The 25,957-nt window shown below is 60.4% G+C and carries 15 protein-coding genes; 11 read left to right on the forward strand and 4 right to left on the reverse strand.

Annotated elements, in window-relative coordinates:
• Window positions 1–30: 30 nt before the first annotated feature.
• The 9 genes from eno to ACMQ11_RS09525 all read left to right on the forward strand — a co-directional run bounded on the left by eno (window position 31) and on the right by ACMQ11_RS09525 (window position 17,947).
• On the forward strand, window positions 31–1,317 hold the full coding sequence (eno, locus tag ACMQ11_RS09485; RefSeq protein ID WP_418992528.1) for a phosphopyruvate hydratase: 1,287 nt from the start codon (window positions 31–33) through the stop codon (window positions 1,315–1,317).
• Window positions 1,318–1,419: 102 nt separating this feature from the next.
• Window positions 1,420–2,817: an alpha-L-fucosidase gene (locus tag ACMQ11_RS09490; RefSeq protein ID WP_418992529.1), complete on the forward strand. Its 1,398-nt coding sequence runs from the start codon at window positions 1,420–1,422 to the stop codon at window positions 2,815–2,817.
• Window positions 2,818–3,598: 781 nt separating this feature from the next.
• Window positions 3,599–5,845, forward strand: coding sequence for a hypothetical protein (locus ACMQ11_RS09495; RefSeq protein ID WP_418992530.1), 2,247 nt, complete (start codon window positions 3,599–3,601; stop codon window positions 5,843–5,845).
• A 68-nt stretch (window positions 5,846–5,913) separates the two neighbouring features.
• Window positions 5,914–7,830, forward strand: coding sequence for a hypothetical protein (locus ACMQ11_RS09500; RefSeq protein WP_418992531.1), 1,917 nt, complete (start codon window positions 5,914–5,916; stop codon window positions 7,828–7,830).
• A 160-nt stretch (window positions 7,831–7,990) separates the two neighbouring features.
• On the forward strand, window positions 7,991–11,194 hold the full coding sequence (locus tag ACMQ11_RS09505; protein WP_418992532.1) for a SusC/RagA family TonB-linked outer membrane protein: 3,204 nt from the start codon (window positions 7,991–7,993) through the stop codon (window positions 11,192–11,194).
• A 6-nt stretch (window positions 11,195–11,200) separates the two neighbouring features.
• Window positions 11,201–12,823 (forward strand): RagB/SusD family nutrient uptake outer membrane protein, encoded by a 1,623-nt coding sequence (locus tag ACMQ11_RS09510; protein ID WP_418992533.1) that lies wholly within the window; start codon window positions 11,201–11,203, stop codon window positions 12,821–12,823.
• Window positions 12,824–12,861: 38 nt separating this feature from the next.
• Window positions 12,862–15,357 carry a hypothetical protein gene (locus tag ACMQ11_RS09515; protein WP_418992534.1) on the forward strand — a complete coding sequence of 832 codons (2,496 nt, stop codon included), beginning with the start codon at window positions 12,862–12,864 and terminating at the stop codon, window positions 15,355–15,357.
• 93 nt (window positions 15,358–15,450) lie between these two features.
• Complete coding sequence (locus ACMQ11_RS09520) at window positions 15,451–17,463, forward strand: S8 family peptidase (RefSeq protein WP_418992535.1); 2,013 nt, start codon at window positions 15,451–15,453, stop codon at window positions 17,461–17,463.
• Window positions 17,464–17,482: 19 nt separating this feature from the next.
• Window positions 17,483–17,947, forward strand: a complete 465-nt coding sequence (locus tag ACMQ11_RS09525) for a lipocalin family protein (protein ID WP_418992536.1) — start codon at window positions 17,483–17,485, stop codon at window positions 17,945–17,947.
• 72 nt (window positions 17,948–18,019) lie between these two features.
• Here ACMQ11_RS09525 and ACMQ11_RS09530 read toward each other — a convergent pair whose 3' ends face one another.
• Together ACMQ11_RS09530 and ACMQ11_RS09535 are read right to left on the reverse strand one after the other, a co-directional pair.
• Window positions 18,020–19,528: a nucleoside hydrolase gene (locus tag ACMQ11_RS09530; protein ID WP_418992537.1), complete on the reverse strand. Its 1,509-nt coding sequence runs from the start codon at window positions 19,526–19,528 to the stop codon at window positions 18,020–18,022.
• A gap of 4 nt (window positions 19,529–19,532) precedes the next feature.
• Window positions 19,533–21,431, reverse strand: coding sequence for a TonB-dependent receptor plug domain-containing protein (locus ACMQ11_RS09535; RefSeq protein WP_418992538.1), 1,899 nt, complete (start codon window positions 21,429–21,431; stop codon window positions 19,533–19,535).
• 565 nt (window positions 21,432–21,996) lie between these two features.
• On the opposite strand from ACMQ11_RS09535, the gene ACMQ11_RS09540 reads away from it, so the two are divergent.
• Together ACMQ11_RS09540 and ACMQ11_RS09545 are read left to right on the forward strand one after the other, a co-directional pair.
• Window positions 21,997–22,437 carry a cold-shock protein gene (locus ACMQ11_RS09540; protein WP_418992539.1) on the forward strand — a complete coding sequence of 147 codons (441 nt, stop codon included), beginning with the start codon at window positions 21,997–21,999 and terminating at the stop codon, window positions 22,435–22,437.
• A 39-nt stretch (window positions 22,438–22,476) separates the two neighbouring features.
• A complete protein-coding gene (locus ACMQ11_RS09545; protein ID WP_418992540.1) occupies window positions 22,477–22,797 on the forward strand; it encodes an RNA recognition motif domain-containing protein in 321 nt (106 codons plus the stop codon).
• A 208-nt stretch (window positions 22,798–23,005) separates the two neighbouring features.
• Here the strand turns inward: ACMQ11_RS09545 and ACMQ11_RS09550 are convergent, their stop codons facing one another.
• Entirely contained in the window at window positions 23,006–24,697 is a 1,692-nt protein-coding gene (locus ACMQ11_RS09550; protein ID WP_418992541.1) for a glycosyl hydrolase family 18 protein, read from the reverse strand.
• Window positions 24,698–24,713: 16 nt separating this feature from the next.
• Complete coding sequence (locus ACMQ11_RS09555; protein WP_418992542.1) at window positions 24,714–25,952, reverse strand: DUF1735 and LamG domain-containing protein; 1,239 nt, start codon at window positions 25,950–25,952, stop codon at window positions 24,714–24,716.
• Between the last annotated feature and the right edge of the window lie 5 nt (window positions 25,953–25,957).

Here is a 25,957-nt window from a genome sequence, read left to right on the forward strand (position 1 = left end):
AATTTCAACCATAATCAAATTCTTACAGCTATGCAGATTGTAGAGATTCACGCAAGAGAGATCCTCGATTCACGAGGCAATCCGACCGTCGAGGTCGAGGTCCGTACCGTATCCGGCGCTTTCGGCCGCGCAGCCGTTCCGAGCGGCGCATCGACGGGCGAGAACGAGGCCCTCGAGCTTCGTGACGGCGACAAGAGCCGTTACCTGGGCAAGGGCGTGCAGCAGGCCGTCGAGAACGTCAACGAGAAGATCGCCCCCGCGATCATCGGCATGAACGTCGCCGACCAGGTGGGCATCGACAAGGCTATGATCGCACTGGACGGCACCAAGACCAAGTCGAATCTGGGCGCCAACGCCATCCTCGGCGTCTCGCTGGCCGTGGCCCGCGCCGCAGCCGACTATTTCGGCATGCCCCTCTACCGCTATATCGGCGGCTCGAACGCCAAGACGCTGCCCGTGCCGATGATGAACATCATCAACGGCGGCTCGCACTCCGACGCGCCCATCGCGTTCCAGGAGTTCATGATCCGTCCCGTGGGCGCTCCCTCGTTCAAGGAGGGCGTGCGCATGGGCGCCGAGGTGTTCCACAACCTCAAGAAAGTGCTCCACAAGCGCGGCCTCTCGACCGCCGTGGGTGACGAGGGCGGCTTCGCTCCCGCGCTCAACGGCACCGAGGACGCCATCGAGTCGATCCTCGAGGCCATCAAGGCCGCCGGCTACGAGCCCGGAAAAGATGTGATGATCGGCATGGACTGCGCCTCGTCGGAGTTCTACAAGGACGGCGTCTACGACTACACCAAGTTCGAGGGCGAGAAAGGCGCCAAGCGCTCGTCGAAAGAGCAGGTCGAGTACCTCAAGGGGCTGGTGGAGAAATACCCCATCGACTCGATTGAGGACGGCATGTCCGAGAACGACTGGGAGGGCTGGCAGATGCTGACCGCCGCCATTGGCGACAAGTGCCAGCTCGTCGGCGACGACCTGTTCGTAACGAATGTCGATTTCCTGAAAAAGGGTATCGAAATGGGCTGCGGCAACTCGATCCTCATCAAGGTCAACCAGATCGGTTCGCTGACCGAGACGCTCGACGCCATCGAGATGGCGCACCGCGCCGGTTACACCTCGGTGACCTCGCACCGTTCGGGCGAGACCGAGGACTCGACCATCGCCGACATCGCCGTGGCTACGAATTCGGGCCAGATCAAGACCGGCTCGATGTCGCGTTCGGACCGCATGGCCAAATACAACCAGCTGCTGCGCATCGAGGAGGAGCTGGGCGACGAGGCGATCTACGGCTACAAGAAGATCTACCGCAAGTAACGGGGGTTCGGACCCCTTTGTCGAGACCGCCCCGGACATTTCGTCCGGGGCGGTTTTGTTTTCCGGTCGTTTTTCGTATCTTTACGAAAACTGCTGACGAATATGAATCGGTGTAACTTTTTCGGAATGCTGGCCGCGATCGGTGCGGCAATGCTTTCTGCGGCGTGCGGGGATGGCAACCCGAACCCCGCTGACGTGCTGCCGTCGGCCGGGCAGACGGAGTGGCAGCGGATGGAATACTGCATGTTCGTCCATTTCGGTCCCAACACGTTCACCGATTCGGAGTGGGGAACGGGCGCGGAGCACCCGGCCGTCTTCGCCCCCGAGGCCCTCGACTGCCGCCAGTGGGCCGCAACGGCCCGCGCGGCGGGGATGAAAGGGATCATCCTCACGGCCAAGCACCACGACGGCTTCTGCCTCTGGCCGAGCCGCCTGAGCACCCACACGGTGCGGGAGAGCGGCTGGCGCGGCGGCCGGGGCGACGTGCTGCGCGAACTGGCGGACGCTTGCCGCGAATACGGGCTGCGGTTCGGGGTCTACGTCTCGCCCTGGGATCGCAACCATCCGGCCTACGGCACGCCGGCCTACAACGAGGTCTTCGCCGGGATGCTGCGCGAGGTGCTTACGGAATACGGCGAGGTGTTCGAGCTGTGGCTCGACGGCGCGAACGGCGAGGGACCCGGCGGAAAGCGGCAGGAGTACGACTGGGAATTGTTCCTCGGAACGATCCGCGCATGTCAGCCGCAGACTATCGTGTTCAGCGACGTGGGGCCCGGCTGCCGCTGGATCGGCAACGAGCGCGGGTATGCGGGCGAGACGTGCTGGGCCCGGCTCGACACGGCGGGATTCGAACCCGGAGCGGGTGCGCCGCCGACAGATACGCTCAACCGCGGCAATGTGTTCGGGGCGGCGTGGGTGCCGGGCGAAGCGGATGTTTCGATCCGGCCGGGATGGTTCTATTCGCCCGCGACGGACGCAAAGGTGAAGCGCGTTGAAGAGCTCTTCGATATTTATTGTGCATCGGTCGGTCGCAACGCCAACCTGCTGCTCAACGTGCCCGCCGACCGGCGCGGACGCATTCCGGCACCCGACTCGCTGCGCCTGGTGGAGCTGCGCGGGATGCTCGATCGCGTGTTCGGTCATAGCCTGGCGGCCGGCGCGGCCGGAGCGCTGACGGACGGCGATCCCGATACTTACAGGGAGTTCGGAGCGCGTGGAGGAGCGTTCGAAATCGTTCTCCCGGAGCCCGTGACTTTCGATATGCTGGTGTTGCAGGAGTACACGCCCTGCGGGCAGCTCGTCGCGGGCTGGGAGGCCGAGTATCGCGGGGCGGACGGGGAGTGGATCCGCTTTGTGCGGGGGACGACGATCGGGCACAAACGCATCGTGCGCTTCGACCCCGTGACGGCGCGGCGCGTGCGGGTGCGCATCACCCGAGCGCTGGGCCGCTGCCGGATCGCTGAAGCGGGGCTGTACTGCACCGCTGAGGGGGCGCGTTAAGGGGACGAGCGCAGTGGAAAACGGGGCTGCCTATTTATATATATAGGTAACCCTTTTTTTGTGGCTCGGGTTCTACGAGGCCGCAGCCCGGACGCAGGCGGAATCGGAGTCGAGAAAGAAAAATCGGCGGAAACGGAATGATTTTGGATAATAAAAATAGGTATTCGTACTTTTTGTCGGATGAAAAAACCCGCAAGGCGTATTTTTATCCCCGCCAGGGGGCAATCCGAAACGTTCGGCCGCTCCTGGCATGGCTGGTAAAACCGCTGCCTGACAGCGATATAAACCGGCGGCCGGTGCGTTGCGCCGGCTCGAAAGCCCTGCTTACAAAAAGATGGATTTTGCCACGTTGAAATTATAATTTTTATAGTCAATATTGATTTTCACAAACATTTTATTCAAATTTACACCCGCAACAGCTCCAAAAAAGGAAGACAACGCTTGCATTTTCGAAATATGTTTCTTATTTTTGGGCGACATATTAACACGGAAGTGTAAGTTTATTCTCACAGTGGAATCTGGAAAATTCAATTGGAGAGAGAATAGGCAGTTTTCTTCTTGCGTCGTATCCATTCTCGGGTATAGGCGTGGAGCTGTTGCTTATTTTATCTCCAAGGTATTCCAGAACCTCACTGTAAAAATAATCTTCAGCACCACGCTTCCTTTTTTCAATCCTGCTTTCAAGGTGCGGTGAGCAACCCCCGTTTCTCTGCAACGGCAACGGGGCATAAACGACCGAAATTCCGGCCGGGCCGTCCGGCTACACTTAAACCTCACCTCTATGAAAAAATTTTATCCAGTGTGTCTGCTGCTGTTCCTTTGCGGAATTTGCAGTTACGGGTTATCCTCCTGCTCGAACGACGATGAAAGCGTTTCGTCCGCCGAGCCGTTGAACAACACGTTGGTCTATGGGGATGCGCAAAGCAAGATCGAGTCGGTGGTCTATACGGTAGACGACCAAAAGGTCTATACTTTCTATTTCTCCCCGACCAAGGGCATCGTCGATCTCGAAGCAATGCTGCTGGCCGACGACTACCTGAAGATCGTGACCAAAACCCCCTCGGGGCCGATCGATCTGCTTGCGAGCGGCAACCAACTGCGCTACAAGGACCTGGAGGTTTCTGCCGCCACGGCGGACGAGGTGACCAACGCCACCCTCTCGTTGCAGTTGACCTCGCTCTTCACGGCCAAGATGAGCCTGGAGGTCAAGACCCGGACGGGACAGACGCTCCGGGCCGAGTTCCACGAGGTCTGCACCCGCCTGAGCCAGGATGATGAGGAGCAGGGCGACTACGACATTACGCTCACGAAGAAGATATTTTCCTACTACCGGGGTGTGGAGAAAGACGCCGGCACGGACAGCTACTACATAGCCATGACCAATGCCGACTATATTTCGATGGGTACGCAGTTCCAACTCAATGAGGAGGGGTATGTGCTCCTGCTGAGTTACTACGGTACGCCCGGCGATGACTGGAAAAAGATGCCGACCGGATCGTTCTTCGAGAGCGACAAGCTGAGCGACCATACCTATTTTAATGATTACAGCTTCGTCTACTACGTGGACGCCGACAAAAAAGCGAAAGCGTACCAGTTGCTCGACCCGGTTAAAATCGAGAAAGACGATGCGGGCCTCTTCACGGTCACGGCCACGTTCCTCGACGACGACCGCAAGGAGCGCACGATCGGTTACGTGGGCGAGTTGAAGCTGGCCGATGCCACGACAGGTAACATGTTGCCGCAGATCGCGCAGGATGTCGTTTTCGAAGGAGTCTACGGTGCGGGAATCTATGCAGGCGACATCAACGAGAACGGTACCGGCGTGGTGGAAATCACGCTCTACGACTGGAAAGGAGAGAACAACGAGCCCAACGGTTCGGCGATGAAGATCACGCTGGCAGGCAAGAAATTCGACAACCCGGCTGCGAAGCGCGGCCTGACACCCGGTACCTATACGGCCAGCAAGGGAGGCGAGTTCATGACCTGGGCCCCGGCCGAAGAGATGTACATGCCGCTGTTCGGCATCGTCTACCCGACAGGTACCTACTACGCCTACGACGACGGCACGCAGAGCGGACTCTACTCCTATGCCGAGTCCGGCACCATCACCGTCACCGAGGCCGTCAACCACATCTACACGATCGAGTTCGACCTCGTGTCGCAGGACGGCTACTCGATCCGCGGAACGTTCACGGGGGACGTCTACCTCGACAACCAGTCGCACGACGAGAAGAACGACGGTTCGACGACGCTCGAGACCAATTACGAGATGGACCTGGAATATATCACGCGCGCCACGCTCGATCCGAGGCAGACTATCGTTGTCCCGTCGCTGAGCGGCGAGATCACGCTGGAGGAGTGCTACAAGCATTCCCCGGGGGAATTCGGCTACCAGTACTTGCAGTTGGGTACGATCACTTACGAGGAGGACCCCGAATACCCCGTGAAAGGCAAGCTCAAGGAGAGCGACCTGGTTACGATCGAACTGGTCGTCAAAAAAGGCCAGGAGAGAACTCTCGTGCCGGGTATCTACCAGGTTACGCCCAACCGCTTCCCGATACGGTTCGTTCCGGGCAGTTGCATACGCGGTTATACAGGGGGCGCTCCCATCGACGGCACCTGCTGGAAAGGCGTTCGCAGCGCCATCGGCTGGGGCTATCCCACCGGGTATTACGATCCGGATTACATGGTGGTTGGCGGATGGCTCAATGTTCCTACAATAAACGAGTACGCGGCGATCTATTCGGGTTCCATCCTGGTGGCCAAAGCCGATGGCGGCGACAACCGGTTCACGTTCCAGATCAATGGTGAGGACGTGCTGGGGCACACCGTCTCGGGCACGTGGACCGGACCGGTCTACCTGACCGGCAGCGGCGAGCCCGTGCTGCCGGGCGGAGAGAATCCCCAGAGCCAGAAACAACAGGCGGTGCGCAAGGGTGCCCTGGGCATGATCCGCACCGGGGCCGAACTCCGCGAAATGGGCGCCACGCCGCGGGCTTCGACGATGTATCGCATGAAAAACGAGTAAAAAATCCGGGTTCGGAGCGCGGGTCTGAACGCCCGCGCTCCCGCGCCCACCTTAAAACAGCAATTCTTATGAAAAACTTTTACTGGTCGAGACTACGCGCTCTGACATGGGCAGTCCTGTTCACTGCCGGCGGTATGGTTTCCTGCTCCGACGACGATAAGAAAGACGATACGCCACCGCCTCCCCCTCCCGTCGAACTCAAGGATCAGATTGAATACGACGGAGGCAAACTCATCGACATCAAATCGGCCATCTACGAGGTGGAAGACACCGACCTCTACACGTTCCTGCTCTCGCCCACGTCGGGTATCGAGACCGTGGCCGCGATGGAAGAGGCCGGCGACTACCTGCGCGTCCAGGTGCGCAACCCGCGCGGTGCGGTCGACACCGGGACCGAAACGTTCGAAATCGGCTACAAGGATATTTCGGTCCGCAAGCAGACCATGACCGACATCGAGACCGTGAAGCTCTCGGCCGACTACCTCAAGGAGTTGCAACGGCTCAACCTGCGCGTCGAGGTCGTACTCAAATCGGGCAAGAAGCTGCTGGCGCGCTACAACAACATTTGCACCGAGGCCAAGCCCCGGGCGCTGGTCAACCAGTTCGAGCTGAACAAGGCCGTCAAGGAGATCGGCAGTGCGGTGTCCTGGTACAGCCCCGCCACGGCCACCACGACGTGGTATTTCTATTCGGGAGCAGGCGTGACCGCCCCGTCGGAAGACACGCCGGCCGATCTGCAAATCACGCTGGCCGACGGCGTGGAGACCGCCTCCATCGACCTTTCGGCGACCGAACCCGAAAAGGTGAAGATCGTCTGCGGCGCGTTCGAGAGCGGGGCCGGAACGACCGGCACGCTGGCGCTGAACCGCAAGAGCGACGGCACGATGACCCTTTCGATCGACGCCCAGGCCGGCGACAACCGCCTGCGCGCCGCATTCCTCGGAGCCTTTACCGCTGGAACCGACACCCGCAATTTCCTCAAGGTGACCGCCGGCGAGACCCCCGTGGAGGCGCAGCTCAGCCGCGTATTCTACAACAAGCCCTCCGGGATGGGGAACGATTTCGCATTCGGTATCCAGAACGCCACGACCCCTGAGGGGCTGATGGAGGGACGCTATGCAGCCATCCTGAGCGCCAACGACATCAATTTCGGCAAGACGGTCGACGTGGCAAGCGAGCCGGGCAAGATCAACCTTTTGGTTTACGACTACGAGACCTACGAGGTGTGGAATGCCAGCGAGGGCGCTACCGGAACGATCGCCACGGCCGGCACCGTGGAGCATCCCTATTTCCACATTTCGGTCGCTTTCACCAACGGACCCGCCATCGAAGCCGAGTGGTACGGCGACGTGACCGCATCGGCCACCGGATTCGACGGGCTGGTGCCGGTCAAGCCGTTCGAGCCCCACATCACGGTTTTGCCGGTGGAAGGCAATGAGCCGAAGAGCTATAAGAAGATCGCTTCCATGGAAGTGCGCCTGGAGAAGAATTACAGGCTGCGTGGCGGCGATCCGCAGTATGGCGGCGCAACGTTCGATGCCTATTTCCTCTATTTCCGGCCCGAAGGCACGGAGAACGAATCGGTCGATGACGACTATTCAGGTATACCCGTGCTGATGATCGCAGCACCCTACCTGGGTTCCACGGACCTCAAACTCTACGAGCCGCAAGACGATCTGCACTGGAATTTCATGTATTTCACGGAAAGCAATCTTCAATACGGTAGCCAGGGGTATTCCGAGACCTATACGAACTGGGGTTCGACTTATGGATATTGTCCCTCCGATGCGAAAGTCACCGTGGTCAAGAACGAGGACAAGACGTGGACGGTCGCCTTTACCATGACCGACTCCGGAAATGGTGTGGATTACAAGGGAGATCCAATGCCCTGGGGTTCCAAGAACAGGCTCGTCATCGAGTGGAGAGACGTTGCGACCAAGTACACCGGCACGAAAAAGAACGATCTCACCGAAGCAGACTATTGATTTCCAAGACGGTCCGTCAAGGCCGTCCACACCTCGCCCGACCGGTCCCGGAGCGCTTCGCCCGGGACCGGAAGAGGGGGTGAAAGGGGGTCGTAGGGCCTTGCGGAAAGGCCCGGGACCCGCGGACGGAGGGGCTACACGTGAAAAAAATCCTTATTTTATGATAAAAAAACTACTTATACCACTCGTAGTTGCGCTGGGTGCATGCTTCATGTCCTTTGCACAGCAAACCGAGGTCACCGGTACGGTCCGAGACCACGCCGGAGCACCCGTCGCGGGCGCGACGATTCTGGTCGACGGCACCACGCGCGGTACGACTACCAATTCGGACGGCACCTACTCCATCGCGGCACCGGCCGACGGCACGCTGCTCGTATCGTTCATCGGCTACGAGCCGCAGCAGGTCGCCGTGGCCGGCAAGACACGCATCGACATCGTGCTCCGGGAGGAGGCGCAGAAGATCGACGACGTGATCGTCATGGCGTTCGGTACGGCCAAGAAAGAGGCCTTTACCGGTTCGGCGACGGTCATCAAGGCCGACGACATCGCCAAGACGCAGAACTCCAACGTGGCCCAGTCGCTCGCCGGAAAGGTCGCGGGCGTGCAGCTGATAAACAGCTCGGGCCAGCCCGGCAAGAGCCCCGACATCCGCATCCGCGGTTTCAGTTCGCTCAACGCCGGCAACAGCCCGCTGTGGATCGTCGACGGCATGCCCTACTCGGGCGACCTTGCGAACCTCAACCCGGCCGACATCGAGTCGATGACCGTGCTGAAAGACGCCGCCTCGAACTCCCTGTACGGCGCCCGCGGCGCCAACGGCGTGGTGATGATTACGACCAAGAAGGCCCGTTCGCGCGAGGCGACCGTCACGGTGGATGCCAAATGGGGCGTCAACTCGCGGGCGCTGAAGAACTACGAGTACATCACCGACCCGGCCATGTTTTACGAGACGCATTACAAAGCCTTGAAAAACTACTACACGGATTCGGGTTACAGCACCGTCGACGCCCATGCACGCGCCAACCGCAACCTCACGGGTTCGGCGAACGAAGGGGGTCTGGGGTACATGGTCTACACGCTGCCCGAAGGCCAGGAGTTCATCGGCGCAAACGGCAAGGTCAACCCCCGTGCCACGCTGGGCCGCCACCTCATCTACGAGGGCGAGGAGTACTACGTGCGCCCCGACGACTGGACCGACGAGGCGTTCCGTTCGTCGCTCCGCCAGGAGTACAACGTGAGCATCGCCGGTTCGACCGAAAAGACCTCGATTTACGCCTCGTTCGGCTACCTGGACGACCAGGGTATCGTCGAGAACTCGAACATGGACCGCTTCACGGGCCGCATCAAGGTGGACTACCAGGCCAAGAAATGGCTCAAGATGGGTGTGAACGCCAACTATGCCCGCTTCCATTATAACAAGGTGGACGACGGCGGCGCGGGGAACAGTTCGGGCAACATCTTCGCCTACACCTCGCTCATCGGTCCGATCTATCCGCTCTACATCCGCGGCGGCGACGGACGGGTGCTCTATACCGAGGAGGGAATCAAGCGCTACGACTACGGCCGCAACGCCGGCATGGAGCGCTCGATCTTCACCGACAGCAACGCCATCTCCGAATCGCAGCTCAACACGGATCAGAGCGAGGGCAACGCCTTCAACGGCACGGCCTATTTCGACATCTCGTTCCTGAAGGATTTCAAATTCACGTTCAACGCCGGCGTGACGCTCGACGAGACGCGCTCGACCGACATCCGGAACCCCTATTTCGGTCAGTTCGCCAGCGAGGAGGGCCTCATTTCGAAGGGGCACGGACGTCATCTGGAGTACAACACGCAGCAGATTCTGAACTACACCAAGCAGATCGGCGCCCACAACCTCAACGTGATGGCCGGTCACGAGTACTACAACGAGAAGATCACCTCCCTGATCGCTGCCAAGAGCCACATGCTCACCGAGGACAACGACGAGCTGGCCGGTGCCATCATCGACATGCAGACGGGCAATTCGGCACGCGACGAGTACAACAACGAGGGCTGGTTCGCCCGCGTCATGTACGACTACGACAACCGCTATTTCTTCTCGGCATCCTACCGCCGCGACGCCTCCTCGCGCTTCCACCACAAACACCGCTGGGGCAATTTCTGGTCGCTGGGCGGGGCCTGGATCCTCTCGCGCGAAGCGTTCATGCAGGGGAGCGAATCGTGGCTGGACAACCTCAAGGTGAAAGCCTCGATCGGTTCTCAGGGTAACGACAACATCGGTAATTTCCGATACACGAACACTTATTCGATCCAGAACGCCAACGGCCAGGTGGCTACCGTCTTCAATTCGAAAGGCTCGGAGAAGATCACCTGGGAGACCAACTCCAACTTCAACGCCGGCGTCGAGTTCGGCTTCGGCCAGGGGCTGGTGTCGGGCGGCATCGAATATTTCCTGCGCCGCACCACCGACATGCTGCTCGCGTTCCCCGTGCCGCCTTCGATGGGCTACTCCTCCTACTACGCCAATGTAGGCGACATGCGCAACAGCGGTGTCGAGATCGAACTCAACTTCTCGCCCGTACGCCGGGAGAAGGTGCAGTGGGACATCAACCTCAACATGACCCACCTGAGAAACAAGATCACCATGCTGCCCCCCGAGCGCCGCAACACCGTCGTGGATGGGTACCACGGCTACGTGAGCGGCACCACCTTCTACGGCGAGGGGCTTCCCATGTACACGTTCTACATGAAGAAATACGCCGGCGTTTCGGACAAGGGCGAGTCGATGTGGTATATGGATGAACTGGACCAGGCCAAGAATCCCACCGGACGCCGGGTTACCACCACGGACTACTCCAAAGCATCGGACTATCTCTGCGGAAACCCCATTCCGGACCTCTACGGCGGCTTCGGAACCAGTCTGAGTTTCTACGGATTCGACCTGAGCGTGGCGTTCAACTACCAGATCGGCGGTCTGGCCGTCGATTCGGGTTATCAGGCGTCGATGTACTCTCCGGCCAACAAGTCGACCGGGCAGAACTGGCACAAGGACATGCTCAAGGCCTGGAGCCCGCAGAACGCCTCGTCGAACATTCCGCGCCTGCAATACGAGGACCAGGACCAGAACGCGCTGTCGGACCGCTTCCTGATGGACGCCAGCTACCTGAACCTCCAGAATATCAATTTCGGCTACACGCTGCCGCAGCGCATCACGCAGAAATTCGGCGTCGAGCGGCTGCGCATCTACCTCGCATGCGAGAACGTCTGGTACTGGTCCAAGCGGCAGGGCTTCGACCCGCGCTACTCCTACTCGGGTTCGACCTCGCAGGCCGCCTATTCACCCGTGCGCACGATTTCGGGCGGCATCAACCTCCAATTCTAAGACCCTATGAAAAACATGCTTAAAATAGCGGCGCTCTTCGCCGGGCTTCTGTTGAGCAGCTGTATCAAAGACGCCATCCCCACGACCATCGCCACCGAAGACCAGGTAACGCTCGAAACGCAGGTCCGCGGTATTCCGGCGGCGCTCGTCCAGGCCAACTCGCTGGGCTACGGCGGGCAGGGCGCGGCCTGGGATTTCTCCTATCCGGCCATCCACATCGCTACGGAGTCGATGACGGGCGACCTGGTGGTGACCGGCAACATCGGTTACGACTGGTTCAACCAGTGGGGAACCAACGATGCGCTCGGTCCGGAATACGCCGTGGGCGCACTCACGTGGAACAACTACTACAAGTGGATCATGATGGCCAACAACGTCATCAGCCTGATCGACGAATCGAACCTTGCGGCGCTGGACGCCACCGAGCGCACTTACCTGGGCTTTGCCTACACCTACCGGGCGCTGTTCTACCTCGACCTGGTGCGGCTCTACGAGTTCAAGGAGAACACCGTGACCAATGCGCCCGAACTGATCGGCCTGGGTGTTCCGATCGTGCTGCCCGACACCAAGGAGGCCGACGCCAAGAACAACCCCCGCGCTACGGTGGACGATATTTACAACAAGATCATCTTCCCCGACCTGAACAAGGCCGAGGAGCTGCTCGAATCGTTCCGCGCGCCCGACAAGTACACCATCAGCCTGGCGCTCGTATACGGACTCAAAGCCCGGGCCTACCTGGAACGCGGCACCTCGGAGAACGACGCCGCAGCCTACCGTTCGGCAGCCGAATACGCCCGCAAGGCCATCAATACGAGCGGTTGCACGCCGCTCACGCAGGAGCAGTGGGAGGACCCCAACAACGGGTTCAACAACGCAGGGACGAACAATGCCTGGATCTGGGGCCTGGCGCTTCCGAGCGAAAGCGTCGCCAACCTGCTGTGCTTCACGGTTCACATGAGCTGCGAGAATGACTGGGCGCCCTACCACGCGGGCCGCGGAATCAACCGCAACCTCTACAACAGCATCGACATCAGGGATTTCCGCCGCCACTCGTGGCTCGATCCCGACCGCAGTTCGTACGCCTACAAGAGCTGCCGCAGCGACAGCAAGGAGTACTTTGCCAACCAACTCAAGGACTACGCCAATATCAAGTTCCGTCCGGCACAGGGCGCTTACAAGGAGTTCAAGGTGGGCGGTGCGGCCGACCACTGCTGCATGCGCGTCGAGGAGATGTATTTCATCGAAGCCGAGGCCACGGCCCAGGCGGGCGACGTGGCCGGCGGCATCCGGCTGCTCAACGAGTTCATGAACTCCTACCGCATGACCCGCGGCTTCTACGACTGCTCGAACAAGTCGGTGCTCAAGAGCTTCATCAACGAGCTGATGCTCCAGAAGCGCATCGAGTTTTGGGGCGAGGGCATCGTCCTGTACGACATGAAGCGGCTGGACATGTCCAGCAAACGCGGTTACGTCGGCACCAACGCGCCGGCGTCGTACCGGCTCAACGTCGAGGGACGCGCTCCGTACTGGAATTTCGTGATCGGCCGCAACGAGGTGCAGAACAACTCGGCCATCGCCTCCCAGAACAACCCCGATCCCTCGGGACAGGTCGATCCCTGGAAAGGTTAAGCAGCTGAATAATGTGTAAATATCTAAATCAGAGCACAGTGAAGACACTCAAACATATCTTGTGGGCATTTCTGGCATCAGCAGTATGCGCCGGATGCTCAAGCGATCTGACCTACACGCCCGGTGCCGAGGACAACCCGGACAACTACGGCGTCTATTTCCCCGAGCAGGATGTTTCGACCACCGTGGAACGCGACCCGGCCGACGAGCCGACGGTCTCGTTCAAGGTCCGCCGCACACGCTACCTGGAGGCCATCACGGTTCCCGTGGTCATCACCCCCAGCGAGGAGGGAATCCTCGAGATCGAGCCGATCACTTTCGGCCCGGGCGAGGCGGAGACCGAATTCGAGGTCTCGTTCCCCAATGCCGTGGAGGGTACCGAATACAAGTGCGACATCCGCATCGAGGACCCTGACTACATCTCGCTCTACGGTCCCCGCTCCACCGAACTGTCGTTTTCGGTCGTCCGTGCGGGCTGGGAACTGGTGAAAGGTCCCGAGGGAGAGACCAAGGGCAAGTGGCGCGACGATTTCGTCAGCAACATGTACAGCAACGCATCGCCGGGTTTCAACAAGAATCCCGAGGTCGAGGTCGAGATCTACCAGCGGCGGGACATGCCCGGATACTACCGCATGAAAGTGTTCAACCAGGCATTGATCACTGCGATGGTGGGTGGAAACCTGCCCGTGACCTCACGGGATTTGTGGACTATCGTCGACGCCCGCAAACCCGAACGGGTCTACATTCCCTACCAGTCTACCGGACTGACGATTCTTACCGAGAACGGCGAACTGAAGATCGCTTCCAACTGCTCGGAGAATTTCATGATGGAGGAGTCGGCCAGCGAATACGGAACGCTCGAAAACGGAATCATCACATTCCCCGCCCAGAGCATCATGGCCGAACTGGAAAACGAAGCCGGGAAATTCTTCCGTTGCAACCGCGACGGTATGTTGCGTATTCAGCTTCCGGGCGTGGTCATACCCGACTATACGGTCACGCTCTCGAAGAACGACCCGGCGGACGGCGTGGTCGAGATCGCCGCGACGTTGGTGGCCGACGCCGCCGCGTTGAAATTCTCGGTATTCGAGGGAACGCTCGATGCCGGACAGGCCAGTCTGGCGGCGCAGGACATGGATGCCGCAAAAGAATTCGACGGTCAGATAACCGCTTCGGGCACCATCCGCATCGAAAACAAGGCGACGGGCAAATATACGCTCGTGGGCTGCGTCTACGACGAGAAAGATTTCATGCAGGACTACGTCTACGTCAATTTCGGCTACGTGGCCAAGGGCGACGAACAGCCGGTGATCGTGACCATGGGGCTGGAGGCTACCAATGAATACGCCGGCCAGGGAATCAGTACGGACAATGCGGTCAAGTTCTATGCTTACGGCGAAAATATCGAGTCGGTGACCTACGGTCTGTTCCGTACCGACCGGATGAACGGTGCCGATCCCGAAGCGCTGCTCAACGAGCGGGGCATCGCCTTTACGGCCGAACAGCTCGAAGCGCTCAACGGAGGCCATTTCAGCACGATGCTGACCAAACTGGCGAGCGACCGCGAATTCACGCTGCTGATGCGCGCCTACAACGGGTATGTCCACAAGATCTTCACGGCGACCTGCCGCACGACGGGTACCTACAACGCGCTGATGGATACGTTCGAGTTCTCCGATTTCCTGCCCTTCAACGAGCAGCCCTCGGTCGGGACGCTGACGGGTACCGAGTGGAACTACTATGCGTTGAATTTCGTGGACGAGAAAGCCACGCGGCGCAAGATCGGAAAGGTGACCATGAAAGAGGGAGATAGCAGTACGGCCTACACGCCGAAACTGAGTATCTTCGGTCTTTCCGGTCTGCAATTCGACAGCGACGGGGGAATCAACAGCGATTACATGCCCGGCGTGAGCGATTTCTCGAACAAGGACGTCTACGGAGGCGCTCTGCGGCTCAACATCCAGCAAACCGATGCGAAGCCAGTATACAAGGGCCAGGAGACGATCGTGGGCTTCATCACGGTAGAGGACCTCGCCCAGGGAAAACTCAATATCTATTCGGGTCCCTGCATGTACATGGGTGCCGTAGCCGACGGATGTCTCTATTGCGTGCCTTCGGTGGATGGGATCAATTCGGGCTATACTTTCCGGTTCCTCTTCTCGGGTAGCAACTCCGAGATCTTCAGCCTCATGGACGAGATGCTGCTCATCGACCCGACCAAGGATCACGGAATGGCGCCCAGCGCCGCGCTGGAGAATATTGCCGCCCTGCGCCGGCAGATGTACGCCTCGCTTGCGGTGCGCAATCTGGTCGAGCAGCGCGAATTCACCGGCGTGGGCGGCTACCTGCCGCCCGTGGAGGTCCGCATGCCGATCAACCTCGTCACCACGCCGCTGCCCGCTTCGGCGCCGGCCGTGAAGCGAGCTCCGGCCGCCATCAGCATCGAGACCACCTCTGTTCAGGCTGCGCCTGCGGCTGCGACGAGCGGTTTCGTCCGCACGGCGGGGCTCGAGGCAGCGCAGGTAGAAAGATAGCAGGACCGGGGCGGAACCGGCAGCAGGGCATGATGCCGGTTCCGCCCTTTTCCTAAAACGAAAGACATGCCTTTCACTCAATAAGACAATTTTATGCGGAACAACAAGAAATTTCTGATCTTTGCATCCATTCTGCTGGCGGCATGTACCTCCGACCCCATGCAGGAGAGGCCGGATGCGACCGGCGCCGCCGGGGACACGGCCGCAGCCAAGATATGCAATACCTCGGACCACGCGGCGCAAGGGACGCTGATCGCCAAGTTCGACGAGCAGGCCGTCCCGCAACTGGAACAGGCCGCGGCCGCTTTCGCGGCGACCCGCTCGGCGGTGACCCGTTCGGGGATCGAGTCGGTGGACGAGATTCTCGCCGATCTGGGCGTCACATCGCTCGAAAGGGTATTCTCCCACGCCGGGGAGCGCGAAGCTGCCACCCGCGCAGCGGGGCTGCACCGCTGGTACGTGCTGCATTTCGACGAAGAGCAGGACCTCGACGAGGCGGCCCGCCGACTCTCGGCCGTGGCCGAAATCTCGACCATCCAGTTCAGCGCCGAGCGCCAGTTGAGCTACCGAGGCGAGGCGATTCCTTTCCGGGAGAGCGCCCGCACGGAGAGCCGCTCGCTCATCCGCTCGGAGTTCAACGACCCCGACATCTTCTGGCAGTGGCACTACATCAACAACGCCGATCAGGCCGTGGGAACCCAGGCCGTGGCGGGTGCCGACATCAACGTGGCCGAGGCGTGGAAACTCACCGGCGGCGACCGGCGGGTGATCGTGGCCGTGATCGACGAGGGGGTGAAATACACCCATCCCGACCTGGCGCCCAACATGTGGACCAATCCCAACCCCTCGCCCGAATACAACTACCAGGACATCCACGGCTGGAATTTTTGCGACAACGGACCCATCACGTGGGACAAGGTCGAAAAAGATGCCACGGGTAAAAACGAGGGCGATAAGGGCCACGGCACGCACGTGGCCGGAACGGTGGCCGCCGTCAACAACAACAGCATCGGCGTGGCGGGCGTAGCCGGGGGTACGGGAAACAACGACGGCGTGCGCATCATGTCGTGTCAGATCTTCTCGGGCAAGAACAAGTCGACGGACCTGATCGTCAGCCGCGCCATCAAGTATGCCGCCGACCACGGAGCCTCCATTCTCCAGTGCTCGTACGGCTACGAGGGCTCCTCCATCGCAAACGACCGCGACTACCGCAAGTCGGCGCCGCTGGAATGCGAAGCAATCCACTATTTTCTCTCGCAGAACAACTGTCCCGCACTCGAGGGCGGTCTGGCCATCTACGCTGCGGGGAACGACGGCAAGAATTTATCAAGCTATCCCGGGTGTTACCGCGAGTGCATCTCCGTGACGGCGCTCGCTCCCGACTGCCTGCCGGCTCCCTACACCTGCTACGGCGACGGCTGCAACATCGCCGCCCCGGGCGGACAGACCGAAGGATTTACGGGCGGCGAGAAAGCCGGCGTGCTTTCGACGCTCTGCTCGGAGGTCAGCGATGCCGATTACGGCTACATGCAGGGAACGTCGATGGCCTGCCCGCACGTGTCGGGCGTGGCGGCGCTCGGACTTTCGTATGCACTGGCCAAGGGCAGGCGTTTCACCCGCGAGGAGTTCACGGCCATGCTGCTGACCTCGGTGAACGAGATTTATTCGCGCTTCGAGGGGACCAAGACCACGGGCGGAAAACTCAAGCTCGACCAATACCGCGGGCAGATGGGAACGGGTCTGATCGATGCCTACCAGTTGCTGATGCAGGTCGAGGGTACGCCCTGCATTCAGGTTGCATGCGGCAAACTCGAACTGGTGACGCTCACCAAGCATTTCGGCGGCGCGGCACAGGAGATGACCTACCGGGGAGTCGAGGTTTCGCCTGAAGACCGCAACCGGCTGGGCATGGAGGCGGCACCGAAAATGTACAACGGCCAGCTGATGATAAAATGTACGCGGCCGGGCGTCGCGCACATTACGGTCAAGGCGGTAGCCGGAGGTGTCCGGCCCGGAACGGACGTGGTGCCGGGCGGCACGGAGATTTCGAAGACTTTTGCCGTCATCGCCCGCGAAGCCGGTTCCGAGAACGGAGGTTGGTTATAAACGAAAGAGCTGAAAAAGTATGAAAAAATACATCTATTCCCTGTTAACGGCCGCCGTGCTTCTGTTCGCTGCCGGATGTTCGAAGGACGACGATGGGCCGAAAACGGTCGATTCGGGCGTGGTCGGCCAGTGGCACCAGACCGACTGGAACGGCCAGATGCCCTCCGAGTTCGATGTCTATGTCGAGTTTGCGGTGGATGGTCGGTGTACCATCTACCAGCAGGTCGAAACCTCGTTCTTCGAGAAGCGCACCGGAACCTATGCGGTCGAGGGTGCGCGCCTGACGGGTGTGTACAGCAGCGGCGCTCCGTGGCGTTCGGCCTACGATTTCACGCTGAGCGCCGACGGCAACACGCTGACCATGACCAGCAATGCTTCGGCCGCCGTCGAGAGCGTCTACGTACGGACCACCATTCCCGAGGAGATACGCAATGCGCCCGAGGTACGCTCGGCGCACGAAGCGGATATTCCCTGGATTTTCTGATCCGCCGACACATTCATACCAACGGACGGGCCTTTGCGGGCCCGTCCGTTTTTTTAGCGGGGAGGGAGCATCCTATCTTGCGGTGAGGAGGCCGCCGGGCTGCTCGACGTAAAGGTCGAATAGTTCGTGCCGGTCGAAATCGCGCCAGTAGGCCAGAGCCAGCCCCCGTACATAGAGCCAGTAGGGTTCGGTCAGATCGCCGTGCAGCTCGATGCCCCGCGCGACGTCGCGGCGGATGCGCTCGGCATACTCCGGTTTGAGCGCCAGCCGGATGGTCTTGCCCTTGAACGAGAAGCGGGCTTCGGGGCGCGGCGGGGTCCGCTCGGCCACCCGGATCAGGCCGTGGCCCACGGTGGCTCCGGTGCTGACCTGCAAGCCGTCGTTCATGCAACTGACGGGGGGCTTGCTGCCTGCGTAGCTTAGGACCTCGATGTCGTCGACTCCGATGTTGAAATACTCGCGGGCGCGGATGCCCATCTTCACGCCTACGGTGGCATAGATGCCCAGGTGGCCGTGCAGCTCGTTGGTCAGCACACCCGCGCGCCATTCGCTGAGGCCGTGGCGGGCGATGCAGGTGTCGATGATCGCCGCCACGTCGGGTGCGTAATCGCCGTACCGCACGGGAAAGTCGTAAAATACGCGGTTCTCCGCGTCGGGCTTGCCGCGCAGGATGGCCACTATCTCGGCCTCGGCCTGCCCGACCGCCCCATCGGAAAGGGTGCAGGCGAATACCTGACCGCCCGCTCCGCGCTGCGAAAGGCCGGCCTTTCCGCCGACCTCGCGGACGGCGAACAGCTCGGGCCGGAAGAGGCAGACGGCCGCCAGCTCGTCCCAGGCCTGCAAATGCCGCTCCCGGACCAGCCGGGCGAGCGGCTCGGCGCGGTGCGTGCGGACGATCCGGGCGGCATAAGGTGTAGGGATGGCGGCGATGGAGTCGAGAAGCGCCGGAGTGATGAGGAGCGGCCGGGCGGGGGCGGCCGAAACGACATAGACCGGGATGCCGCTCGCAAGGACGCTCCGGGCCGCTTCGGGGTCGGCGGCATAGTTGGCGCCCGCGAGCGGCTGCGCGGAGTCGTTGTACCACAAGATCCGGTCGAAACGCGCGGCGAGCGACGGGTCCTGCGCCAGCGCGTCCTGCATGTTGGTCAAGGCACCGAGGGCGATGAAAAAGACCTTTTCCTCCTCGTCCCGGAGCGTTTCGCAGATCAGCTCCGCAGCCGCGGGCAGCGGTTGCGGCGTGTCGGGTGCCTCTCCCCATGCGACCTCTTCGGAGTGGGCGCGCCAGGCCGGAGCGGGAGCCCGGACCGCACGCCCCACGCCGACCGGGACGCCCTCGTGGTAGAGCGATCGGGTGAGGGAGGCGACTTTCCGTGCGGCCCGGTCGGGCGTCAGCGCCCCTGAGGAGGTGGTCACAGCCAGTACCTCGACTTCGCGGTTTCCGAGTAGCAGGCAGAGCGTGCGCAGGTCGTCGGCCGCGCCGTCGGTGTCGATCAGGACGTGGAAACGGGCCTTGCCCGAGTGGGCGGAGGCGATGGACGCGAGGCCCAGCAGCATCGCGGTAAGCAGCAGGAGACGCTTCATGGCTCTAAAAATGGATGTTCAGACCGCCCAGGGCCGTAGCCCGTGGCATGGGATAACCCGCGTTAATCTCGTAGCGCTGTGCCAGCAGGTTCTCGCCCCGCACGAACAGATCGAGCCAGCGGTTGAGGCGGAACGAGAGGTTGGCGTTCCAGAGAACGAACGAGTCCCGAAGCTCGGGCTTTTTCTGCGTGATGAGGTTGCGGATGTACTGCACGCCCGTCGAGACGTTCCAACGCCCCCGCACATAGGTGGCCCCGACCCAGAGTTTGTGCTCGGGAGCCGCCACGACGGGGAATTTCATGTGGAGGTAGCTGTAATTGGCCGTGAGGGTCCAGGCTTTCGACAAACGGGCCGAGAGATCGGCCTCGACGCCCCAGTTCTCGATCCGGCCGGTGTTGACGTTCTTCATCTTGCCGTCGACCGGAATAGCCTGGATCATGTTGTCGCCGTCGATGTAGAAGATACTCGCCCCGTACGAGAACCCGCCGCCCGGGCTGCGCTGGGTGAACGAAAGTTCGTAGTTCATCAGCTTCTCGGGCTTCAGGTCGGGGTTCTGCGGCGGGAACATGTACATTTCGCGGATCGTCGGAAAGCGGAAGCCCTTGCTGACCATCGCCTTGAGCTGGGCGTTGCGCGGCAGCAGCAGCGAGAGGCCGCCCTGCGGCACCCACTCCGTGCCGGCCTCGGAGTGGTGGTCGAGGCGCAGGCCCGCGTCCAGAATGAGCCAGCGCGTGAGCGACTGTCGGAAATCGACGTATCCGGCCACCTCCTGTATCGTCTTGTCGGCCGTCGTCTTGTCCGGCTTGCCGTCGGTGTAGCGATTCCACGCCTTTCCGCCGAAACGCTGGTAGTCGAGACCCACGGTCAGGCGGTTGCCCGGGAAGAGCTGCACGCTCTGGTACCACGAGAGGCCCAGCATCCGGTCGCGCGAGTTGAAGCGGTAGTCGAGCGGCTCGCCGCCGGGCGAGTAGCCGTCGTCGATCTTGTGGCGGCCCCAGTTGTAGAAGAAGCTCAGGGCGCCCGAGGTCCGGCCGTAGTCGTTGCGCAGCGCCACGGAGGTCATGCCGCGCGTGATGCGCTGGTCGTTGTCCACGAGCGGCGCGGTCAGGGAGCCCGGATTCGAGGCGTTGAAATGCGTGAGGTTCACGTCGGCATAAGCATCCCATGCCCGCGAGATGCGATAACCCAGTTTGGCGTAACCGCCGTATTGCTCGAATCCCATGTCCTTGCGGTGGCCGTCGGTGCGGTTGTAGGAGCCCGTCACGGTCGAGGTGAAGCGTCCGGCCTGCACCTGGTTCGTGACCTCGGTTTCGAGCGTGTTGTAGGAGCCGTAGCCCGCATGGAGCGTAGTTCGCACCCCATCGCGGGGCATGCGGCGCGTGACGATGTTGATCACCCCGCCCATGGCGTTCGAGCCGTAGAGCACCGAGGCCGGGCCGCGCACGACCTCGACCTTTTCGGCCAGCATCGACTGGTAGGCGTCGGCGATGGGGTGACCCATCAATCCCATGTACTGCGGGTGGCCGTCGATGAGCACCAGGAGGCCGGTGGTCGGGCCGCCCGTCGGCGTGCCTCCCACGCCGCGCAGGGTCATCTGACCCGCTGCGCCGCCCGAGACGCCGTAGCCCATGATGCCGCGCCCGGTGGCGAAGAGGCCCGGGACCTGCTCGGTAAGGGTCGGGAGCAGCGAGGGCTCGTATCCGTTTTCGATCTTCGCACGGTCGACGACCGAGATGGTCATCGGCAGGTGGCGCGGGTCCGTTTCGCTGCGCGTGCCCGTCACGACGACCTCCGAAATGGGGTGGATCGTCTCCTTGCGCGAGGTATCGCGGGTTTGGGAATGCGCTGCGCACAGCGGGAGGATACTGCCCAGAAGCAGTATCGAAGCAAGGCTGTTTTTCATTGTCGTACTGTTTGTTATACTTGAGATTGTATCTTGACAGTGTGTTCTCCGGTATGGTGACGGCGCATGAACGGCCGGGCGAGTACGATTGAAGCGTTATTTTCCGTTGGCTGCATGACGGGTCGGGCATTCAATTTCGGTGCCAGACCCGCAAAGGGGGTGCGCGGCGTTATCGACAGGCGGGAACGATCCTGTTTTCCGGGGCGACGGTCCGAATCCGCCGCCCGACGGAAAAATATTTTTCGCAAAAAAGGTGCGAACGGCAAAATTTTCGCTACCTTTGTCCCGTAAACATTGCGAGTTCATTCTGATCCTTTCTTTTCTGTGCATTCCCCGGATGCGTTCCGTCCGGCGCTTTTCATCGTTGAATCGACTTTTTGCAGCTTCCTTGTTTTTAGATTTTTAATATCCGGGCAGTTTACACGCTTATCTGCAAGGAGGCAATACAGAGTATTACGAGAACGAGATCATTTCCTTTACGGCCCCACGAGCCACACCGCCTGCCGCAGCAGGCGGTGCGAAGCATTGTCCATGTCCGACACATACCTAATTCAATATAGTTTTAATGGCAGGATCGCAATCATTCCAGAAGAGAGAGAACGAAAAGAAGAAGCAGGCCAAGCGCCTCGAAAAACAGAAACGCAAGGAGGAGCGCCAGAGCGGCGGCACGGCCTCGCACGACGAGATGATCGCCTACGTGGACGAAAACGGCAACATCACCGACACGCCGCCTGAGATGCGGGCCCGCGAGGAGGTCAAGTTGGAGGACATCGTGATCGCCACGCCCAAAAAGGAGGACGTGGAGGAGGAACCGCTCCGCGGACGGGTCGAGTATTTCAATGCGGACAAGGGCTACGGCTTCATCAAGGATGCGACGTCGGGCGAAAAGTACTTTTTCCACATCACGGCAGCGCCCGCCGACATTGCGGAGGGGCGGATCGTCACGTTCGAACTGGAGCGGGGCACGCGCGGGATGAACGCCGTGCGGATCGCACTGGCACAGTAAGAGAGAACACAACAGTTATTCACAATAAAAAATCAAAAAATGAACATTTACGTTTCAAATCTGAATTTCCGCACGCAGAACGATGCGTTGCAGGCTCTTTTCGCCGAGTACGGCGAGGTCACCTCGGCCAACATCATCAACGACCGCGATACGGGCCGTTCGCGCGGCTTCGGTTTCGTGGAGATGGCCAACGACAGCGAGGGCCAGGCAGCCATCGACGCGCTGAACAATACCGAGTTCGAGGGTAAAGTGCTGACGGTGAACGTCGCCCGCCCCAAGACCGAGCGCAGCAACGACGGCTACGGCCGAAGCGGCTACGGTCGCGGCAACGGCGGCGGTTATGGCCGCAACCGCTACTAAACCGAGCGGTTCGTATTGTGGAGAGGGCGTTCGACCAAGCGGTCGGACGCTCTTTTTGTGTGCGGAGCGGAGTTTGTGGGACGAATGTTTCCCGGACAAGCCCTTTTTTCGGGGGGGCTGTCCGCGAACGGAAACGCCTGCACACCGGGAGGGTGCGCAGGCGTTCTTCATTTCGGAGCCGAGATTCAACGGGTCCGGCCGTCATGTGTCAATACCGCAGCCAGTCGGGGTAATAGAGTTGGTTGGCATGACTTGGAAGACCGGAGGTGTAAGGGGGTATGGCTCCGGCACCTAACCAGACGTTATCTGTCCCCGGGCCACTATTCCAAGTAATCCAAGCGATAGGCCCGCTGTCCGGTATTGTATACCTCGGCGGCAAGACGAACCCGAGAACATCGTTGAAGATACGGGTTCCGGTAGACATTTCCGCTCCTTCAATCATAGGTAGCAGTTCTGCTGTTACCAAGCGAGGAATTTCGGGATTGATTCGCCATTCTTCGTAAATCATATGGTTTTCCTGGATACGTTTGTTATCATAGTCACGATACCGAGCGAATAAAAGACCGTATTTGCTGCGGTCGAGCCCGGCAATTGGTTTGCGGGATGCTCCCGTTTCGAAAGGATTGACATTATCAAAGGTATTCCCGCTCCAGGCGTAATCAAGGTATTCGCCGGCCTGTATGCCGTCGTGCGCCTCGTAGAGTGTGGCAGACGGTTCGCCCACATCCGTGAGGGTGATGACCTTTCCTGCGGGAAGCGCCGCTCGCAAATCGCGGATAAACTTGGCATACGACGCGGGGTCGACCGGTGCCATCCCCTCGCGTCCGTAGCCCGACTGCTCGTCGTAGAGGTTTACCCCGTCCAGTTCGTATTGAGCAACAGTCTGGCGGATTTGCTCGACAAGTGCTGTGCGCTGTGCATCGTCGAGGTTGCAGAATCCGATGCCGGTCCCTCCGCCGCTTAAGATAACATGGACCTGGATTCCTGCCTCCCGAATCGGAGCCAGGTACTTGGAGTTGTTGCGCAGCAGGTGGATCAGATTGGAGTCGAATGCCAGTTTGGGTATCTTCTTTTCGGTATCGTAAATTACGGTAGCACCCCATATCGCTATTGCATCTATTGCATCATAGTTTATTTTTTCATTGATATTCTGGTTACGAATCCATATCCAACGTTGCAACTCACACTCCATGACGCAGCGGGGATCAATCAAAGAGGGGTCAATCATAGCGGTAATGTAGGGCAGACGCGGCTGTTCCACGCAGTCGGCTATGTCTGTTTTCTTCTTTCGTTCTCCGAAAGTGCGGCTTACGATCGGATCGTAACGCAACTGGTAGTAGAATGACTGAACGATCGGCTTCCCCTCTTCGTTCGTGTATTCCGCCTGCAATACGGCAAGATGCTGGCTGTTGGCTGCTACCGCTTTCGAAAGATCGAACCTCACTCCGATACGCACCCCGTTGCTGCCGGCCGGAATCGTCAGATTTCCCAGCGGCAATGTACACGCTTCCAGGGGCAAGTAGGCGCATTTCATATTCGTATTGAAATTGTAGCTATTGAAATCGGGATAGCTGCTCTCGCTATTGTACCGATTCAGCCATTCGTCGTCGGACAGCAGCGACAGGGTTATTTCCTTGTCAACAGGGGCCTCTTTCGGAAGACCGAATATCAATTCATCTTCGAATTTCGAGCCCGGTACCACGTCCATCATCACCATCGTATCGGAGATGGCCAGCCGACTGTAAAATCCCGGACGGGCCTCGCCCACGGGGTCGAATGCGGCGTCGGAACCCGCATCGAATTCGATGGGGTCGGCCGTGCAGGCCGCCAGTCCGGCGGCCAGCAGCAGCGACAGCGCGGCGGCGCAAAGCGAATGCAATAAGTTATTGTATGTTTTCATAATTGCTGCCATTAAGTTATTCCTTGTTGATTTGCGGCACCTCGACCGAGGTGTTCCACTTGAGCGGTTTGGCCGCCACGCCGTCGTTGCCGTGGCCGGTCATGTCGCGGATAATGTCGCCGTCCTCGGGCGTATCGAATTTCCAGTAACCCAAGAGACCGTCCGCGGCGGGGTCGACATCGTACATGTGGTCCCAGATCTCCTTTGCGGTGCGGACTTTCGACCACACCCGGGCCTCGGCCACCTCGCCCTGCAAGGGACGCTTCTCGTCGTAGGAGTAGCCGATAAGGAACTGGTAGGCCTCTTTGAGCGAGGCGTTCGTTTCGGGGTCGGCATCGTACTTGGCCCGCATGGCCAGGTCGACGGCTTCTCCCGACCACTTGGCCTTTCCCTCGCTCTGCACCTCGCCGTTGACATAGATGCGCATGTCGCCGGCCAGAACGTCGTAGGTCATGGCCAGGTGGTACCACTCGTTCGCTTCGAGCGACTTGACGTCGTCCGCATCGGGGAATTTCGAGCCCCCGGCCTGCACCTGCAGCTGCTGGCGCGGAAAACTCGTGTCGCCGAAGCGGAGCAGCAGGTATTGCTCGACGCCCATCACCGAGGAGATTTCGGCTTTCTGCTTGTCGAATTTCTTGACCCGCACGATGATCTCGTACGTCACGGCCGTCAGCCCGTTGAAGAGGTCGCTCTGCGGACCGGCCTTGTCGAGGGTTGGGAACGTGATCCAGTTGTCCGTCAGGTCGGCCACGGTCGTCACGGCGCTGGTCTGCTTGACGAGGTACCAGACGCGCGACGAGGCGCCCAGCAGCCCCACGTCGGAACTGGCGATGGTGACGGGGACCAGATAGGTCACGTCGATGGGAAGCGCGGTCAGATTCTTGAACTGCACGGTTGCGGGTTTGGAGTTGACCTCGCCCGCAGCGATCGAGAGCGCGTTGGTCGAGAGTTCGTAGTGGCTCTTGTCGAGCAACTCGTAGTCGGTGCCGTGGCGGGCATTGTAGAGGTCGACCAGCGCGGGATCGACGGCGAGCGAGGCTTCGATGTCGTGGCTCAGGGGGCTGCTCAGCACCGCCATCAGGTTTTTCTGCTGGGTCTCGACGGTGCGTTTGAAAAAGACGTTGATGTCCGGACGCGACGCCGCGGCATCGAGGTAGAGGGCCGGATCGTTGGGCGTCTTGTCCTTGTATTCATCTCGGTCGCAGGCTGTGGCCGCCAGGACCAGCAACGCCGCGAAAAGGAAGATTCGTTTCATGGTGC

It is taken from the genome of Alistipes sp. (assembly GCF_048465575.1).
Lineage (GTDB): Bacteria > Bacteroidota > Bacteroidia > Bacteroidales > Rikenellaceae > Alistipes.